Source organism: Limosilactobacillus alvi (genome assembly GCF_016900115.1).
Taxonomy (GTDB): Bacteria; Bacillota; Bacilli; order Lactobacillales; family Lactobacillaceae; genus Limosilactobacillus; species Limosilactobacillus alvi.
The window spans coordinates 21,239-38,585 of sequence record NZ_JACJJQ010000004.1; the positions used below are offsets into that span (position 1 = coordinate 21,239).

Genomic DNA, 17,347 nt, shown 5'->3' on the forward strand with positions numbered 1-17,347 from the left:
TCAGCTACTGCTTTGACCTTAGTTACTGAGTAACATTCGGAGATAACAAAGAGGAAGCCGGGAAGAAACGCTTGTTTCTCCCCGGCCTTTCTTTAATCTCTGAATGTTACTCGGAAGCTACGATCGAAAATAGTTACCAAATGGTCATTCCCTTCTTTTAAGCTGTTGAGAAGGGAAAGCCGACTTTTTTTAGTTTTCACTTGACTCTAAGGAGTCTAAAACTTTTTGCATCTTAGTAGCTGATGCTTGGAATTGCGCTAATTCACTCTCGGAAAGCTTCGTCTCGATAACGTGTTGAATACCTGAACGATTAATGATTGCTGGTGTTCCAATATAAAGATTATTTTCAATCCCGTAGAAACCGGTAACTGGGGCAGAAACTGGTAAGGATAAATCTCGGTTTGTCAAAATTGCTTCACAAATCTGACTTAAGCAACGGGCTACCCCGTAATAAGTAGCCCCTTTGTGCTTGATAATCTCGCCACCCTTTTTCCGAACTGCCATCAAGATATTTTTCTTATCTTCTTCATCCATCGGCATTACTCGAGTGAGTTGCTTAGAGCCCAATTTAGCTTCTTCAAAGTTAACAAATGAGGTGTCACCATGTTCTCCCATCACGTAAGCATTAACTTCCGAAACTGGGACATGATTCTTTTGAGCTAAGAGGACTCGTAACCGTGCGGTATCTAAGGAAGTCCCAGTCCCAATGACACGTTTCTTTGGAAAGCCCGTGATCTTCTGGGTTAACGTAGTTAAGATGTCAACTGGATTAGCTGAAATGACAAAGATCCCATCAAATCCGGAAGCCATAATTGGTTCCAAAATCGACCGTAAAATCTTTTCGTTCTTGTTAATTAAGTCTAGACGAGTTTCCCCTTCTTTCCGGGGAACACCAGCTGTAATTACTACAATTGTTGCATCCCGAGCGTCAAAATAGGTTCCTGTATGCACATTGGTTGGATAATCGAAGCAAGTTACATCTTCCAAATCAAGTGAATCACCAATGGCTAGTTCTGGCTTTCGATCAACTATCACTAGTTCATCAAGGGTCGTTGTCCGTTGTAGTAAGGAGAAAGCAAAGGCTGACCCAACAGCTCCATCCCCAACCAATACAACTTTGTTATTTTGACGTATCATTATTTAATTCCATCCCTTTTTGTGATTTTAATAACTTTCTATTATTATACCATATTCAGAGTGTTTTATTTTAAAAACTGAAAAAATTCCACACTTTTTAAAATAATTAAAGATTTTCTAGATACGTTAACAAACATTGATTAAAGGCCATTGGCTGTTCCCCCATGATGACATGCCCTGTTTGATCAACTCGTTGTGTTTGAATTTTCGAATTTTCCTTTGCCAAGACTTCAGCAAACTCCGGGTTAAAGTATGGACTTTGATTGGCTGTGATTAGAAGCACCGGAACTTTAGTCGCTAAAAGTGTTTTTCGCCAATCCCGTTTAGCATGATCATAAAGTAACGGGAGATGTTCGGTGCGTATAAACGGAAATTGGTCCTTGACTGGATTTAATTCCCATAAAAGACGCTTATCTACCCCGTTGAGGGTTTCCCGCACGTTACCATGACTAGCAAGAACAGTCCGATAATTAGCACGGGTAATATCCATATAGCCAAAGTGCCAACTAGGGGTATTTAACATTTTTGGTGATTGGTCAACCCCTACCACTGCTTTAACTGGAATTTCAGGATGACGCTTTAAAAAGCCATAGCTAACACTAGCCCCCATCGAATGACCAATTAAAACTGGATCTTTAATTTTGAGTCTTTGGATAAAATCTGCCAAATCATCAATTAATGTGTCCATTGAGGTAAGCTGTTCATCCCTACTCGAAGCCCCATGGTCCCGTTGATCATAGGTCCAAACTTCAAATCCCTGTCTAACAAAGAAATCAATTTGCAAGTGCCAAATTTGCTGATAACCACCAAAACCATGGATAAAAATCAGCGGTTGTCCTTTACCATAATGATAGTAATTAAGTTCTTTTTGATCTCGCGTTTGAATATGCATTTACTTTTCCTCCATTAAACCCAGAAAAATCGTAATGATTAACAAATCCGCTGTCCCACCAAGACTTAAATGACGATTTGAAAAATCCGCTTGAATCTCTTGAAGTCGTTTTCTTCCTGTTGGTGTATTAACCCCTATTTTTTGAAGTTCACTGAATACTTGATCCTTTTCAGCTAAAATCTTCGGGGTGCCAGCCCGTTTAATTAAAGTGGTGTCTTCAGTATGCAAGGCTAAATTAACAAAAGTCGTTAAAATTCGCTCGTCCAATGTACCTTTTGCTTGCCGAAAAACCGAGAGCCCCCTTTCAAAAACGGTTGGGTAGGCCGCCATCGCTTCGCCCCGAATCCCAGCAACCCCATATTTTAAGTATTCTTTTTCTCCGGCTGTGAGGATTGCCTTTTGCTTTAGGTTGTTAAAGTCTTGTTTAACAAGATTTTGCAACATTTGACGAACCGTTGAACGAAGGGCTTCGTCCGTTATCGTTCCCTGCTTAGCCATGGTAGTTGCATAGGCTGCCGTAAGGATGCCAAGGGAAAAGATCGCCCCTTTATGAGTATTAACTCCCCTAGTTGCAGAAAACATGACTTGCTCGGCGGCAACCCCAAAGCGGCGAATTTCTTTAAATAATAATTCGAGCTGATCTCCCTTAAAATTGATCCCAGCCTGAGCGCACTGCTCTAAATAGGTCCGAAGCGCAACACTACTATCCATGAATAGGTAGGAATCCATATCCGGATGGGCAGCATGCTCAACCGGATCAACTAAGCCCGGTTTTGGCCAAGTAACTACTTCATACGTTAAAGCTCGTAAGCCATTAGTAACTAAGCGGTTTACGAGACGTTGCTTTTCTGCTTGCTGACTAGCTAAATTGATTAATTCAGCGACCCTCATTTGGAGCTCGTCAACCGTGTGAGCCCGGGCTCGCCCACATTCCTTCGCTGGTCGGCCACAAATTAAACAGGTCCGTACTGGGTAATCAATCTCAGTTCGGAATAAAGAACGTGGTTGCTCATTTTCTTGAACTAAAACATCAAGGTCAAATAATCGCCGAAAACTCGTAGATTCTTCAAACTCAGTCGTTACTTTTTTGACAGTTAACCCGGATGCAAAAACGAAATAAAAGCGTTCTGGACCAGTAACTGCGTCTAACCATTCAACTTTTACCAAAAAGTTAAGACCCCGTTCCAAAAGCCAGGCTTCAAAATTATTTAACTCAGTAGTAAAGAAAGCCTGAATTATTTCATTATTTTTTATTGGTCCCGGAATATTTAATTTAGCCGCTACTACGGCCGCATCAGGTATTTCCTTTAGTAGTTGATTTTGTATTGCTACCCGTCGATCACGATTCATCAATACTGTCGGAATATCAACCTGCTCGCCATTTGCAAAAATTTGGGCTGCCATATTATTACCTCACTCTTTTTTATAACTTAATTTTACGCATATGTATAAAATGAGGCTAGTCATGGTTCAAACTAGCCTCATTAATTCTATTTTGATCTGGTTTATTGAGAGGGTTATTTTTGCTTAATCCTTAACTTGCTTGATAACATCAATTAAACTACCGTCACGATAAGTTACTAAGGCAACTGTCCGATCAGTAAATTGAAGTGGTTGAGGCTTACCGACAATCTTTTCAGCCCGTTGTTGGAGTTCTTCAATTGATACTAATGGTAATCCAGGAACCTTCTTGAAGGCTTCAACTAAATCTTGCCGCTTTGGGTTAACTGCAATCCCGGCTTCCGTTACCAAGACATCAATTGAGTCCCCTGGGGTAACCACTGTACTTACCGCTGGAACCACCGTAGCAATCCGCCCCCGTGTTAATGGAGCGCAGATAATTGTCATCTTAGAGGTAGCAGCGTCTTGGTGACCACCAATAGCCCCCCGGATAACCCCGTTAGAACCTGTCATAACATTAACATTAAAGTTAGTGTCAATTTCAAGAGCAGAAAGGATGGCGATATCAAGTTGATCAACCATGGCTCCTTTGTTTTCAGGGTCAGCATACCATGAAGCATCGATTTCTTGTTGGTTCTTGTTTTCCTTCATGGAAGTAGCCGCACCCTTGTCAAAGTCTTGCACGTCCATCACTTTTTGAACAAGCCCTTCTTCAAGCAAGTCAACAATTGGCTTAGTAATTCCACCAAGAGCAAAGGAAGCAGTGATGTGGTTATCAATCATTGATTGCCGCAAGAAGCGAGCAACGGCCAAAGCAGAACCACCGGAACCAGTTTGGAAGGAGAAGCCTTGCTTAAAGTATGGTGAATGAATAATTACGTCGTTAACCATCTTGGCAATCTTCAAATCCTTTGGATTCTTTGTAAACCGGGTTGCCCCAGTTCCAATCCGGTCAGGGTCTCCAACTTGGTCAACCTTAACCACGTAGTCAACTTGAGTTTGCTTAATGGAAGCCGGCGTGTTTGGATAATCAACTAGGTTATCAGTTAAGAGAACCACCTTGTTAGCGTAGTTGGCATCCATCAAAGCGTAACCAAGAGATCCAAAGGCAGCATCCCCGGTCATCCCATTGGCGTTCCCTAAGCGGTCAGCATTTGGGACCCCTAAGAAAGCAACGTCAATCTTAATTTCACCATTTTCAATTGACCGGGCCCGATTACCGTGAGACCGGAAAATTACTGGGTTCTTAAGCAAGCCATGCGAAACAGCTTCCCCAAGACTTCCCCGCATCCCAGAAGAAGTAATATTAGTAATGGTTCCTGCCTTAATTGCTTCAACTACCTTATCATTCATTGTGTTGGTTAATGAAGATGGAGCCAAAGTTAAGTCCTTAATTCCTAAATTAATGATGCAATCCATCACCTTGTTAAAGATGAAGTCCCCTTCCCGTAAGTGGTGGTGGAAGGAAATCGTCATCCCATCTTTAACGGTTGACTTAACAACGTCTTCAATTGATTCAACTACCTTGTCATCCCCAGTGGAAACCCGAACTTTAGGGGCTGTCCGTTGAATTTCAGGATGTCCAATTTCTGTGCTTTCAAATGCTTTCCGATCGTTTAAGAATTCTTCGGGAATCTCCCGTCCTGCATTATTCTTCAATGTATTCACCATCCTCATTAATCAAACCTGATGCCTTAGCTAAGCGAATTACCCGTTGAGCACGGAGAACAACTGGCCGGTCAACCATTTGACCGTTCATGGAAATAACCCCTGAACCCTTTTCGTGAGCTTCTTCAATGGCTGCTTCAACATCCAAGGCATTTTCAATTTCCGCCTTGCTTGGTTCGTAAACCTTGTTAACCCAATCAATTTGCCGTGGGTTAACCAAGGACTTACCATCAAACCCAAGTTGGTGAATGTGTTCCGTTTCACGTTGGAAACCTTCAATATCGTTCATGTTAGTGAAGACCGTATCGAAGGCGGCAATTCCAGCGGCTCGAGCAGCATGCAAAATCATGTTCCGAGCAAATTCGAGCTCTGCTCCATCTGGATAACGGTGGGTCTTCATATCCGTTGTGTAGTCTTCAGCTGAAAGGGCTAACCCGATCATTCGGTCTGTACTTTCGGCAATTTCTAAGGCCTTCATTACTCCCCGTGCACTTTCAATGGCAGCCATAACATGAGTCGTCCCAACTGGAATGTTGAATTTCTTTTCGGCTTCTTCGACCACCTTTACTAAATCCAGCATCATTTGAGCGGATTCAACCTTTGGCAACCGGACAACTTGGATCCCAGCTTTAACCATAGCAAAGACATCATTCCGGAAATATGGGGTATCAATCCCGTTAACCCGGACAACAAGCTCAGCATCCCCATAATCTTGCGTTTGCAAAGCTTCGTAAACCAACATCCGTGCTGCATCTTTTTGGTCCATTGAAACCGAATCTTCAAGGTCGAACATAATTGAATCGGCCCCGTAAATTCCGGCATCCTTAACCATCCCAGCGTTGTTACCTGGGACAAACATCATTGTCCGCCGTAAACGTTCTTCCATGATTACAATACCTCCCAGTTTGGTTTATCAACCGTCCCAAGTGCCCGTTGAGCGGCTGCCATCGTACGCGCCTTAATTACACAATCAAGAGCACCTTTGTCAACCGCCTTAACCTTGGCATTTTCAATATCATATGCCGCTAAGGTATCGGTAATTACTTTCTTGATTTGAGGTCCATAAAGGGCTTCAACAGAAGAATCCAGATCAATTTGGATTCCCTCATTTCCTTGACTTAAGGTAATTTGGATATCTGAAGATTCCAAAGTTCCTGCCAAGGCAGTTTGCTTAATTTCCATGCTTACTTACTTCCCTTCTGTTGAAATACGATTCTTCAATTCTGTGAAATGAGCTTTCACAAATTCAGCGGTGGACACTGGAAGAAACTGCTCAATGAGTTCCTGGCGACCTTCAGTGATTGCCTGCCGCACCTTCGTTGCTGAAATAACTTCACCATTAAATGTTTTCCGTGACATAATTTCGACGGTAACTTTGGGGGGTAAAACGGCTTGTAACATTTGATTGTAACTGGCTGTCGTTTTGGAATTTGGTTCTTCACCTAAATAACGACGCGTGATATTGAGAGGAACGGCAATTGATTTTAAGAAAATTGACGCATCCAGTTTTGCTTGATACTGACCAATATCTTGGTCTGACTTTAAGAAATAGGCCGGGAAAGTGGCCGAAGAAACCATGTATTCACCACCCGGTACCACGACAACATTCGTTAGATCCTTAACACCGGCTTTAACTAAGGCAAACCGCTCTTGGAATGTAAAAAGTGATCGTTCTGCTTGCACCACGAATAAATAAACGTGATCACATTCCTGACTAGCCCTTTCCACTAAAGCCCGATGCCCTTTAGTAAAGGGGTTAGCATTCATCACAATTGCTCCAGTTATCCCAGAATCAAACTTCGGCAATTGCTGTAAAAAGTCTTGAATTCCTGGAGTGCCGGTTTCTAGTAAGGCTGCTTGATCAGTTTGTCCTAGTGGCTTAAACCCCACATAACCAAAACTATTAACATACTTTGGCTTGGTAAAGACGAAGAGGTGGAAACGTCCCCGACTTGCTTCTTCACTTACTAAATGGGAAACAACTTCATTAAATAAAGATCCGCCATTTTTGTATTTACTGCAAACTGCGACATACTTTAAAACGTTACCAGCAATTGAACCGCTCGCGGCTATATCACCATCATCGGCAAACCAGACATAGGTTTTCTCAACCGCTCCTACGTCAGACGGTGCAAAACCAGTAATACCGTTTTTCTCCATAAAACTTTGCCACCGTTTCCGATAGCGTGGCATACGAATGTTAAACTCCTTAATTTGCATTACTTTTTCCCTTGAGCAAATTTTTGAACCGATTTGGCAACGATATCAACAACCCCGTCATCAAAGACTCCTGGTACAATCCTATCAGCCGTTGGTTGCTTAACCATTGATGCTAACCCTTCAGCAACGGCTTTTTCTAAAGCTAAATCAACCCGCTTTAAGCCTGTAGCTAGCAAGCCTTTAAAGAGACCAGGGAAAGCTAATATATTGTTAACTTGGTTTGGATACTGGCTTGATCCGGTCGCAATCACTTTTGCGCCAGCTGTTTTAGCTATTTCTGGATCAATTTCTGGTTTTGGATTAGCCAAAGCAAAGATAATTGGATTAGAAGCCATCTTCTTGACTTGATCACCATTAAGTACATCCGCATCTGACAAGCCAATAAAGACATCCTTACCGACAATTGCTTCATCCAAAGAAGCATATCGCGTTTGATCTGCTGATTGAGCAGCTAGGTCTGTTTGGTAATGATTGTAATTCTTAGAGTCAGGGTAAACCGGACCGTCAATGTCAATCAAAGTTAGATTTTTAATTCCAACGCTAAGTAATAACCGGGCAGTTGCAACCCCAGAGGCACCAACCCCATTTAAAACAAACTTTAAGTCAGTTAATGATTTACCTACCAGTTTAGCAGCATTAATTAATCCAGCAAGAACGACAATGGCGGTTCCTTCTTGATCATCATGGTAGACCGGAATATTAACGGCCTTGGCCAGCTTTTCTTCGATTTCGAAGCACCGTGGAGCTGCAATATCTTCCAAATGGAAACCAGCAAAAGATTGACTAACATTTTTAAGCGTTTCAACCAACTCATCTGGCGAGACTTGATTAACAGTTAGTGGTAAAGCGTCGACTCCAGCTAAATCTTTGTAGAGTAGAGCTTTACCTTCAACAACGGGAAGGCCACCACCAGGTCCAATATTCCCCAAACCAAGGACTGCTGAGCCATCAGTAACTAAAGCAACAAGCTTACCACTCATCGTATACTTAGCGCGTAGTTCTGGATACTTTTCAATTAACTTGGAAATCACTGCCACACCAGGGGTATAAGCTTCTCCAAGTTCTTCCTTATTTTTCACTTCTAATTTAGGCGAAATTCCTAACACACCACGATTATTAGCATGTAAAGAAAGTATCGTTTCCTGTTCCATTTTATTACCTCCAAATCTCTCCTTGTTAACTATAGCACTTTTTTGAATAAATTAAAATAATTGACGAATTTTTTAAATTATTCAAAAAATAATTCACTTGTCTAGCTCTGCGAAAATCGATACAATTAAAACTAATAAACCTAAAAATCATACTTATTTCTCTAAAAAGGAGTACATAGAATGAACGCTGAACATTCTTTATTACTTGGAAATCTGGCTCAAGATTATTATTTCAGTAAGATGCCAATTAATAAGATGGTTGAAAAGTATTCGCTAAGTCGCTACCTCATCCTTAAATATTTAGATGAAGCGCTAACAAATGGAATTGTCGAAATTACAATTCATTCAAATTATGAACGTAGCGTTGAACTTGAACAGAAATTAAAAGAAAAGTTTAATATTGATCATCTTTATGTAATCCAAGATCCTGAAAATTTGGCTAAACGTGATGATCGGATCGCTGCATTTGCTGCTACTCAAGTCCAAGCAATCATTCAGCACTGTAAATTCGTTGCCTTAGCTTGGGGAGAAACGGTTTTTGAGGTAATCGATCATTTTGTTAAAGTCGAGCGTGACGACTTACGTTTTGTTCAATTTATGGGTGAAAATATGAAGTACCGTTCTTCAACTGGTTCAATGCGAATGGTTCAACGGGCCGCCTCTAAATACAACGCCCAATACTATACGATCCCCGGACCGTTATATATTATTAATGATGAAGTTAGAGAAGGCTTTATCAAGGAACCTTCTATTAGTCGGGCTTTACGAGTCGCCGAAAGGACCGACTTACTGTTGTGCGGAATTGGCACCATTGAATCAGTTCATTCCATCCCTCTTTGGCATGAACACGAAACAGCTATTTTTCCAAACGTTGATTTAGAAAAAGTTGCTGGTATGATTTTTGGTCGTCCCTATGACATTAATGGGAATTTTTTGAATCAAGCTTCTGACAAAACCCTTTCGCTATCATTGGAAAAAATAAAAAACATTCCACGAAGATTTGGAATTGTCCAGGGAAAAAGTAAGTACAAGGCTACTTTAGGAGCCTTGCGAGGCGGTTTTTTTACCGATCTTGTAATCAATGAAGCAACCGCGATTCGAATTTTAAACGAGTTAAAGTAGTTAAAATAACAAAGGCGTTATCAACCGGACAAAGTTGGTAACGCCTTTTGAGATTCATGATGTTTTGTTTAGTTTAATCCAATTAGCTTTAGCCATAAAATTCCGATAACACTAATTACTAAAATGTAAAAGATCCCTAAAATAAAGTTCAACTTCCACCAAGTTCCCTGCTTAACATAACCGGAAGTAGCTAAAATTGAAGCAGGACCATTTGCGTAGTGAGTAGTTGAAGCCATTACTGCTGAGATCATGGCTAAAAACATTGCTGCTAAATAGTGTGGTGCCCCAGCAGAAATGGCTACCCCAAGGAAAGGAGCAAACATTGCTGTAACATGGGCAGTTGCACTAGCGAAGAAGTAGTGGGTATAAAATAGTACAATTCCTAGGACAATTAGAACTGTTAACCAACCAATTCCATGCATTTCGTGAGCAATAGCATCGGAAAGCCATTTGATTAAACCAAACTGGGTGAGTAGTCCGGCCATGTAAACCAAGACTGACAACCAGATCAACACGTTCCAAGCACCTTTTTCCTTCAAAACGTCTTGAACAGATAAAACCCCCGTAACTAACAAAATGTCAATCGCCATCAAGGCAATAAAGGTTGCATCCATGCCAGTAATACTAGTTAGCATCCAGAGAACCAACGTTAAGATAAAGGCAAATGACATGATCTTTTCGGACAGTTTCATCTTCCCCATCTTTGCTAATTCACTATCAGCCCATTCCTTAGCATTTGGTGTTTCCTTAATCTTTGGTGGGAACATCTTATAAATTAGCCACGGAACTATAATGAAGGATAAAATACTAGGAACTGATGCCGCAATAAACCAGCCAATCCACGTAATGTGGACACCTAATTTATCAGCCATTTGAACCGCTACCAGATTCGGAGCCATCGCCGTCATGAAGAGAGCAGACGTGATTGTATTGGCGTGAAATTCAGTGAATACTAGATAAGAACCAATCTTATCCTGGGTCCCCTTTTCCGGTGTTGATTTAAATGTTTCGGCCAGGGATTGGATTAGTGGGAAAACGATCCCTCCTGCCCGGGCCGTATTACTTGGCGTCGCAGGAGCGGTGATCAAATCAATCCCCGCAATCGCATAGGCTAAGCCAAGAGTTTTTTTACCAAACCAACGAACAAACAGTAAAGCAATCCGTTGTCCGAGACCAGTTTTAATAATTCCTCGAGAAAGTAAGAAGGCCATAGCAATTAGCCAAGCAGCTGAATTGCTAAAAGCCGTTAAGGCAACCTTCATTGGCACGAAGCCCAAACCAACCGTTAAAGCAAAACCAATTAAGGTTACCCCAGCAATTCCTAAAGGTTGGGTAATACAGCCAACGATTGTCGCCACAAATAAGGCTAGCATTTGCCAGGCTTGTGTCGAAACCCCACTTGGACGAATTGGGGTGGTGAACCAGAGAATTAACCCAATTACTACTGGCCATATGAATTTCTTATAGTCTATTTTTTCAAGTTCCATATTTTTCTCCAAATTAAAACTAACTAAATAAATAGAATAAGCGCGTGTAAATATTCACATTAATCCCTAAAAGGACAATGTCTGGTTGACAAAGTTAATCATTTCCCGCGGTAAAGCCAGCTTGTGAATAACCTCATTAATTTACACCGACCATTATAGCCCAAATTAGTTTTAAATTCTTTAAAATATATCGAATATTTTCAATTAATTAAAAAATTAAGTTTAATTAGAACATTCCCTATTTCCATTCATATTTTTCATAATTTTAAAAAGTTAGCCACTTATTTCAATTAATTAAAATAAGTGATACCTTTTGCTTGATAAAAAATGTATTCTAGACGCACTTAAATCATATTTATACCTTCAAAAGAGATACTTAATAAGTTTTAACTCAAAAAAATAACTTGGAACATTTTTATACTCACTTAATGAACCTAACTTGTTCATTAATTCGCTTGATGATAACTTCCTTACGTTTGTTGAATTCCCTCTTCTTAGCATCAAAGAAATTAGCACCAGTGGTATCAATAGTGACAACCAATGGGCCAAAGTCTTTAACCTTGCATACCCAAAGTGCTTCTGGCATCCCCAAGTCTGGCCATTTCTCATCTGTGATTTTTTCAACGTGTTTAGCTGCGTAAACTGCATTACCAGCTGGGTAAACTAGCTGTAAAGCTCCATATTCCTTGCATGCTCTGGCCGTTTTAATGCCCATACTTCCCTTACCGATAATCAGCTTTACCCCGGTTTTGTGAACGAACTCTTCTTCAAACATTTCCATCCGTATACTCGTTGTTGGACCAACCGCAATCATTTGGTGTTCTCCATTGTCCAAAGTCTTAACTATTGGACCAGCATGTAAAATAGCCTTGTTCTTAATATCAACTGGTAACTCCAGTTTTTCCTCAACAACTCGCCGGTGAGCTTCATCACGAGCTGTTACCATTGTTCCACTGAGGTAGACGATATCCCCAATACGGATATTCTTAATATCTTTATCTTTAATTGGCGTCGTTAAATGAAATTCACGCATTATAGTTCAACCCCTTTGTTCAATGGCAATTCGTATTTCAACTGGTTATCAAACTTGATTAATCCTCGCCGATGAGACCAACAACCTGTACTGATGGCTACTCCAATCGTTGATGGGTGCCGTGCAGTATTAATAATGTTAACCCCTAGAACGGACTTTTTGCCTCCAAACCCTTGTGGTCCCAAGCCTAAGTCATTAATTCCATCTTCAAGCAAATGTTCCATCTTAGCAGCCCGTGGATTCTTATTGTAGGAATCAATCCGCCGTAACAAAGCATATTTAGATTGGATAGCAGCCGTTTCAACGGAAGTTGCGATTCCGATCCCAACTAACAATGGTGGACAAGCGTTAACTCCATAAGTTGTCATCCGATCCATGACAAACCGAACAACCCCTTCATAGCCTTCACCTGGCATTAAGACCTTAGCGGCACCTGGTAAGGTACAACCACCACCAGCTAAGTAAACATAAACTTGTAACTTATCAGAATGTGGTACTAATTCCGTAAAGATTGCTGGAATCCCAGTCCCCACGTTTTGATTAGTGTTATATTCATCAAAAGTTTGGACCGCATTGTGTCGCAATGGGATCGTCTTAGTAGCCCGGTAAGTAGCACTAACCAAAACATCCGACAATTCATCCAAAAGGGGAAATTTAGTTCCAACCTTAATAAAAAATTGCATTGTCCCGGTATCCTGACAACTTGGCCGGTTCAAGTCCGCTGCCAATTGTTGGTTTTCCATCATCGTTTCATAAACCAAGTGTTGTAATGGATCAACTTCGAACTTCGACAATTCTTGGAGTTTGCCAGCGACGTCATCTGGTAAACGACGGCTAACCATCTGAATATATTTAACCATTAAGTCCCGGAGCTCAGTGGCTTGCTCGCTAAATTGTGGTTCAACATACTTAAATTTTTCCATCTTTAGATCCCCCTTTACGATTCTTATTATCGATTTTTTCACCCCAGTTGGCATTGCAAAAATTGGGAGGTTTATGACTATGATCACAAAACTAGTTTCCCAGCAAATAAAAAAGCCTCCAATTACTAGTAAAAATAATTCCACTAGTAATCAGCGACTTTACAGAATAATAGAGACAAATTTTAAAATATTGACTTTAAAAAGTTAAATTATTAACCATCTAGTTTTTTGCTATTCAGCGGTAATTTGATAATAAATCACTAAGTTGATGTTTCAGCTTTTGATAGTTATCGGCATTTTGGCGAAAATCACAATTGATGCAGGTCAATTGTGATTGCTGTTTTTCCTTTAAGATTGCTTTGAGATGGACTTTAACCGCTTGAAACTGTGTTGATGAAAGGGCACTTTGAAAAGTAATATCAACATCGGCTTGCTTACTCGTTAATTGATGTCGATATTCTGAAGGTGTGATTCCAAAGTGCTTTTTAAAGGCTACATTAAAAGCTTTAACATCGTTAAACCCATTTTGTAAGGCAACATCTAAAATTCGTAAGTCATCATCCTTTAGACTAACTATCGCATGTTGCAAGCGAAGCCGGGTTAAGTACTCATGAAAACCAACTTGATATTGGACTTTAAACCGCCGCGATAAATAGGCCGTTGAATAACCGCATTTTTGGGCAATCTGGGTTAAGGTAATTTTCTTTTGATAATGGTCCGCCAAAAAGCGAGTCGCTTGCTGCAAGGCTTCATCCTGGCTCGTTGTCGTTAGACTTTGATCCTGATGCCCCTCTTGGTAGCAATTAGAATACATGTAATCGGCCAATTCAAAAGTTAGGGCTGTCCGGCGAAATTGGTTTTGCGGGCCTTCTAAGTAAAGTTGGGCTAATAGACGCCGAATCTGCGGATAAACTAGTCCCCTAGGAAAGAGACTTGAATTCAGAATAAACTGACCATTCTCGACTTTTAAACCATTAGCGAAGTAGATTTGCGGATCCAATTGGGTCCGTAAAACAATACTCGGAACCTGTTGAGCAAAAGTCGCGTGTCCTTGGTTGGAATTTACCAGAATTAGATCGTCTGGTTTTAAGGAGGATTTTTGTCCATCAACATTCACCATTACTTGTCCACTTAAAACCCAAATTAATTCTAGAGCAGGATGCCAATTATAGTGGTAGCTACCGACCAAATATGCTTTCTGATCAACCGCCGTCAATGGATTAAATTTGCTTTTCAAGTCATCACTTTCTTTCCGCTATTTAATCATGATTATAACATTTAAGAAAAACTACATAATAAAAAACGTAAACCACCTGGATAAATTCCAAAGTTGATTTACGTTTTCTGGTTTCATTAGTGTCTAGAATGTCTACGGCATGTCTCGCACAATCTAGCTATGCAAAAATTCTCTTCAAAATAAATTGCCGGTATTTTTGCTAAAGCTAACTTATCATCACAGAATTTTCGGCAAAGCCGCTTAATAACGCGCTACCCACTTCAAATCAGCGACGGCCTGCTTGGCGTCGGTAATGGATGGATCGGCGAGGCCTTGATCGATAGCCGATTGAGCAACCACTTCAGCAACCTTCGTGGTAAAGTCTTGTAACTTAGCCACTGGTGGTAAGACCGCTGCGCCTGGTTGGTCTGGATCAACAATCCCACCTAAAGCGTGAGCAGCAGCGGCAAGCATCTTTTCGTTAACGGTCTTAGCCTTAGCAGCGATGGCCCCAAAGCCAACCCCTGGGTAAACCAAAGCATTGTTAGCTTGGCCAATTTGGTAGTGAACGCCATCAAGATCAACGTCAGCTACTGGAATCCCGGCAGCGGTTAAGGCCTTCCCGTTCGTCCACTTCAAAATATCAGCTGGCATGGCTTCAATTAACTTCGTTGGGTTAGAAATTGGGAAGATAATTGGCCTTTCCGTGTGGGCAGCCATTTCCTTAACAACCGCTTCGGTAAAGGCACCCGGTTGCTTAGAAGTCCCAATCATCACCGTTGGTTGAACGGCTTTAACGATCCTCAACAAGTCCGTTAATTCATCGGCATTAGCAAATTTACTCCGTTGATGCGTAAATTGCTTTTGTTCCGGCGTCAAGCCTTCAGTGTCATCAAAGAGCAACCCTTGGACATCAACCAAGTAGAAGTGCTTCTTGGCTTCAGCCGGTTCCACCCCTTGCCGAACCATTTCATCATACAACATCTTGGCAATTCCCATCCCGGCAGTTCCGGCCCCAAAGGTCAAGAACTTTTGGTCAGCTAACTTTTGTTTGGAGATATTCAATGCTCCCAGGACCCCAGCTAAGCAGATGATCCCCGTTCCTTGGATATCATCGTTAAAGATTGCCATGTCATCCTTATACTTGTTTAAAATGTTAGCAGCGTTACTCCGTCCAAAGTCTTCAAAATGTAGTAAAGCATCGGGGAAGAGGTCTTTGGCAGCCTTCACAAAATTATCAACCAAATCATAGTACTTGTCCCCAGTAACCCGCTTGTGCTTGAGTCCAAGGTATTCCGGATCATTCAAAAGAGCTTCGTTATTCGTACCAGCATCAATGCCAACTGGCAAAACTTGGGCCGGATTAATTCCCGCAGCGGCAGTGTAAACCATTAACTTTCCAACCGCAATGTCAACCCCATTGACTCCCCAATCACCAATGCCGAGGATTCCTTCCCCGTCAGTAACCACAATCAACTTAATATCCCGCCCATCAGCAGCATTAGCGAGACGTTCCTTAACATCCGTTGGATCGTCAATGGAAAGGAAAGCCGCTTGTTGCGGTTGGATGAAAAGTTTGCTGTAGTTTTCGATTGAATCAGCAATGACTGGATCATAGACAATTGGCATAAATTCCACAATGTGTTGGCCCATCAAGTAGAAGAACAGCGTCCGGTTGGTGTTGAAGACTTCCATCAAGAATTCTCGTTGTTCAATTCCCTTGGCCTTGGTCTTAAATTGGTCGTAGGTTTCTTCAGCTTGTTGTTCCAACGTCCGCACTTTTGGTGGCAAAGCCCCGATCAAACCGAGTTCTTTCCGTTCATCCAAGGTAAAAGCCGTTCCTTTATTTACATATGGATTATTTAAAATTTCAATTGCTTTTGACATCAGAAATCCCCCTTTTCAAATCTCACAAGTTTAAAAATACCTTTAGTCTAGTGCCAAAATATAATGATAGTCAAACATTAAGGGGAGTATAATTAGAATTAATATGAGGATTCAAAAATCGATTAGAAAGGCATTTTACAATGAATATCAAAGACATTAAATATTATTGCTCGCTAGTAGAAGAAAAAAATTTTTCTAAAGTTGCCGAACTTTTTAATGTTAGCCAACCCACCATTACCATGGCCATTAAACGGTTAGAAAAAGAATTTAACGCTCCCTTCTTTATTCGTGACCAATCTCACCGGGAGCTACGGATTACTACGGCCGGCGAACAGTTTTATATGCACGCCCAAGCAATTTTAACTGAAATCGAAGTTGCCCGAAAAGAAATTATTTCATCTCAAGAAGGAAAAATTCGCTTTGGCTTACCCCCAATTATCGGTAATTACTATTTTCCGCCGCTCTCACCAGGGTTAATGAAAAAGGGAATTATGCAACAGTTGGAAACCTATGAATACGGGTCCGCCCACTTACTTAAAATGGTGCAACGAGGCGACCTTGATATGGCCCTTCTCGGTTCAATCAAACCGATCAACTATCCCCGCCTCCGGTCACAAATTTTAGCCACTTTCCCAATTAATATTATCGTTTCCAAACATCATCCCCTTGCCGCTAAAAAAGCCATTGGGGTTACCTTTGCGGATCTTAAAAACGAAGCCTTCCTTGCCCTCGCTAAGGAAGCTGAATTCATCCATCAACAAGCCTTCCGCACCCTAACCCAGCAAAACCATTTCCGCCCCCAAATTAGTTATCAAACCAATGATGTCCATATTCTCAAGTCAATGGTCGCTGATAACCTCGGGATCGCCTATTTGACAGACTTAGCCGTCCTTGACTCTGATGATGTCGTCCGGGTTCCTTTAACCGACCCTGACGCCCCGGTTTTTATGGTTTCTTCCGTTAGCCGGACAACCACCCCAATGAATTCAACTAAACAAGCCTTATGGGATGAACTCTTGAAGGCGGCAAAGTAAGCGGTTGGGAGAAAATCTTCGCATCGGCCTGTCGGCAAAACCGGAAGTCAATTTAATTAGCTAGTAAAAAAGCCACCAATCAAGGTTTAACGTCCGAATCATCGTTATCCGGCTACGGTCTAACCTTTTAGATTGGTGGCTTAAGTATTTACTGCTTAACCTTTATTTATCAAGAA

At 41.2% G+C, this 17,347-nt stretch carries 15 protein-coding genes; 2 read left to right on the forward strand and 13 right to left on the reverse strand.

Annotated features, from left to right (window positions below):
* Positions 1-189: 189 nt before the first annotated feature.
* The 8 genes from H5993_RS01380 to H5993_RS01415 all read right to left on the reverse strand — a co-directional run bounded on the left by H5993_RS01380 (position 190) and on the right by H5993_RS01415 (position 8,469).
* Complete coding sequence (locus H5993_RS01380; protein ID WP_180870639.1) at positions 190-1,137, reverse strand: L-lactate dehydrogenase; 948 nt, start codon at positions 1,135-1,137, stop codon at positions 190-192.
* A gap of 106 nt (positions 1,138-1,243) precedes the next feature.
* Positions 1,244-2,029, reverse strand: a complete 786-nt coding sequence (locus H5993_RS01385; RefSeq protein WP_180870641.1) for an alpha/beta fold hydrolase — start codon at positions 2,027-2,029, stop codon at positions 1,244-1,246.
* Positions 2,030-3,433 carry a triphosphoribosyl-dephospho-CoA synthase CitG gene (gene citG / locus H5993_RS01390; protein ID WP_204775941.1) on the reverse strand — a complete coding sequence of 468 codons (1,404 nt, stop codon included), beginning with the start codon at positions 3,431-3,433 and terminating at the stop codon, positions 2,030-2,032.
* Positions 3,434-3,556: 123 nt separating this feature from the next.
* Positions 3,557-5,089, reverse strand: a complete 1,533-nt coding sequence (gene citF / locus H5993_RS01395) for a citrate lyase subunit alpha (protein WP_204775942.1) — start codon at positions 5,087-5,089, stop codon at positions 3,557-3,559.
* On the reverse strand, positions 5,079-5,984 hold the full coding sequence (citE, locus tag H5993_RS01400; protein ID WP_204775943.1) for a citrate (pro-3S)-lyase subunit beta: 906 nt from the start codon (positions 5,982-5,984) through the stop codon (positions 5,079-5,081). Before citE ends, citF begins: the two co-directional genes overlap by 11 nt.
* A gap of 2 nt (positions 5,985-5,986) precedes the next feature.
* A complete protein-coding gene (citD, locus tag H5993_RS01405) occupies positions 5,987-6,280 on the reverse strand; it encodes a citrate lyase acyl carrier protein (RefSeq protein WP_204775944.1) in 294 nt (97 codons plus the stop codon).
* 6 nt (positions 6,281-6,286) lie between these two features.
* A complete protein-coding gene (citC, locus tag H5993_RS01410; protein ID WP_338033117.1) occupies positions 6,287-7,291 on the reverse strand; it encodes a [citrate (pro-3S)-lyase] ligase in 1,005 nt (334 codons plus the stop codon).
* Between the two features lie 26 nt (positions 7,292-7,317).
* On the reverse strand, positions 7,318-8,469 hold the full coding sequence (locus H5993_RS01415; protein WP_204775946.1) for an NAD(P)-dependent malic enzyme: 1,152 nt from the start codon (positions 8,467-8,469) through the stop codon (positions 7,318-7,320).
* 180 nt (positions 8,470-8,649) lie between these two features.
* Here H5993_RS01415 and H5993_RS01420 point away from each other — a divergent pair, with 180 nt between their 5' ends.
* Positions 8,650-9,591 (forward strand): sugar-binding transcriptional regulator, encoded by a 942-nt coding sequence (locus H5993_RS01420; RefSeq protein ID WP_204775947.1) that lies wholly within the window; start codon positions 8,650-8,652, stop codon positions 9,589-9,591.
* Between the two features lie 68 nt (positions 9,592-9,659).
* On the opposite strand, the gene H5993_RS01425 is transcribed toward H5993_RS01420, so the two are convergent.
* The 5 genes from H5993_RS01425 to H5993_RS01445 all read right to left on the reverse strand — a co-directional run bounded on the left by H5993_RS01425 (position 9,660) and on the right by H5993_RS01445 (position 16,137).
* On the reverse strand, positions 9,660-11,078 hold the full coding sequence (locus H5993_RS01425; RefSeq protein WP_204775948.1) for a DASS family sodium-coupled anion symporter: 1,419 nt from the start codon (positions 11,076-11,078) through the stop codon (positions 9,660-9,662).
* A gap of 421 nt (positions 11,079-11,499) precedes the next feature.
* A complete protein-coding gene (gene ttdB / locus H5993_RS01430) occupies positions 11,500-12,111 on the reverse strand; it encodes a L(+)-tartrate dehydratase subunit beta (protein WP_204775949.1) in 612 nt (203 codons plus the stop codon).
* Complete coding sequence (ttdA, locus tag H5993_RS01435; protein ID WP_204775950.1) at positions 12,111-13,034, reverse strand: L(+)-tartrate dehydratase subunit alpha; 924 nt, start codon at positions 13,032-13,034, stop codon at positions 12,111-12,113. Before ttdA ends, ttdB begins: the two co-directional genes overlap by 1 nt.
* A 235-nt stretch (positions 13,035-13,269) precedes the next feature.
* Positions 13,270-14,271 carry an AraC family transcriptional regulator gene (locus H5993_RS01440; RefSeq protein WP_204775951.1) on the reverse strand — a complete coding sequence of 334 codons (1,002 nt, stop codon included), beginning with the start codon at positions 14,269-14,271 and terminating at the stop codon, positions 13,270-13,272.
* Between the two features lie 240 nt (positions 14,272-14,511).
* Positions 14,512-16,137, reverse strand: coding sequence for a malolactic enzyme (locus H5993_RS01445; protein ID WP_204775952.1), 1,626 nt, complete (start codon positions 16,135-16,137; stop codon positions 14,512-14,514).
* A gap of 140 nt (positions 16,138-16,277) precedes the next feature.
* On the opposite strand from H5993_RS01445, the gene H5993_RS01450 reads away from it, so the two are divergent.
* Positions 16,278-17,171 carry a LysR family transcriptional regulator gene (locus H5993_RS01450; RefSeq protein ID WP_204775953.1) on the forward strand — a complete coding sequence of 298 codons (894 nt, stop codon included), beginning with the start codon at positions 16,278-16,280 and terminating at the stop codon, positions 17,169-17,171.
* Positions 17,172-17,347 lie beyond the last annotated feature (176 nt).

Bases quoted from the DNA above. Each gene is read 5' to 3' on its own strand.
- citG (WP_204775941.1), bottom strand. From the start codon at position 3,433: ATGGCAGCCCAAATTTTTGCAAATGGCGAGCAGGTTGATATTCCGACA.
- H5993_RS01425 (WP_204775948.1), bottom strand. From the start codon at position 11,078: ATGGAACTTGAAAAAATAGACTATAAGAAATTCATATGGCCAGTAGTA.
- H5993_RS01385 (WP_180870641.1), bottom strand. From the start codon at position 2,029: ATGCATATTCAAACGCGAGATCAAAAAGAACTTAATTACTATCATTAT.
- H5993_RS01450 (WP_204775953.1), top strand. From the start codon at position 16,278: ATGAATATCAAAGACATTAAATATTATTGCTCGCTAGTAGAAGAAAAA.
- citE (WP_204775943.1), bottom strand. From the start codon at position 5,984: ATGGAAGAACGTTTACGGCGGACAATGATGTTTGTCCCAGGTAACAAC.
- H5993_RS01415 (WP_204775946.1), bottom strand. From the start codon at position 8,469: ATGGAACAGGAAACGATACTTTCTTTACATGCTAATAATCGTGGTGTG.
- citC (WP_338033117.1), bottom strand. From the start codon at position 7,291: ATGCCACGCTATCGGAAACGGTGGCAAAGTTTTATGGAGAAAAACGGT.
- ttdB (WP_204775949.1), bottom strand. From the start codon at position 12,111: ATGCGTGAATTTCATTTAACGACGCCAATTAAAGATAAAGATATTAAG.
- citD (WP_204775944.1), bottom strand. From the start codon at position 6,280: ATGGAAATTAAGCAAACTGCCTTGGCAGGAACTTTGGAATCTTCAGAT.
- H5993_RS01420 (WP_204775947.1), top strand. From the start codon at position 8,650: ATGAACGCTGAACATTCTTTATTACTTGGAAATCTGGCTCAAGATTAT.
- H5993_RS01380 (WP_180870639.1), bottom strand. From the start codon at position 1,137: ATGATACGTCAAAATAACAAAGTTGTATTGGTTGGGGATGGAGCTGTT.
- ttdA (WP_204775950.1), bottom strand. From the start codon at position 13,034: ATGGAAAAATTTAAGTATGTTGAACCACAATTTAGCGAGCAAGCCACT.
- H5993_RS01445 (WP_204775952.1), bottom strand. From the start codon at position 16,137: ATGTCAAAAGCAATTGAAATTTTAAATAATCCATATGTAAATAAAGGA.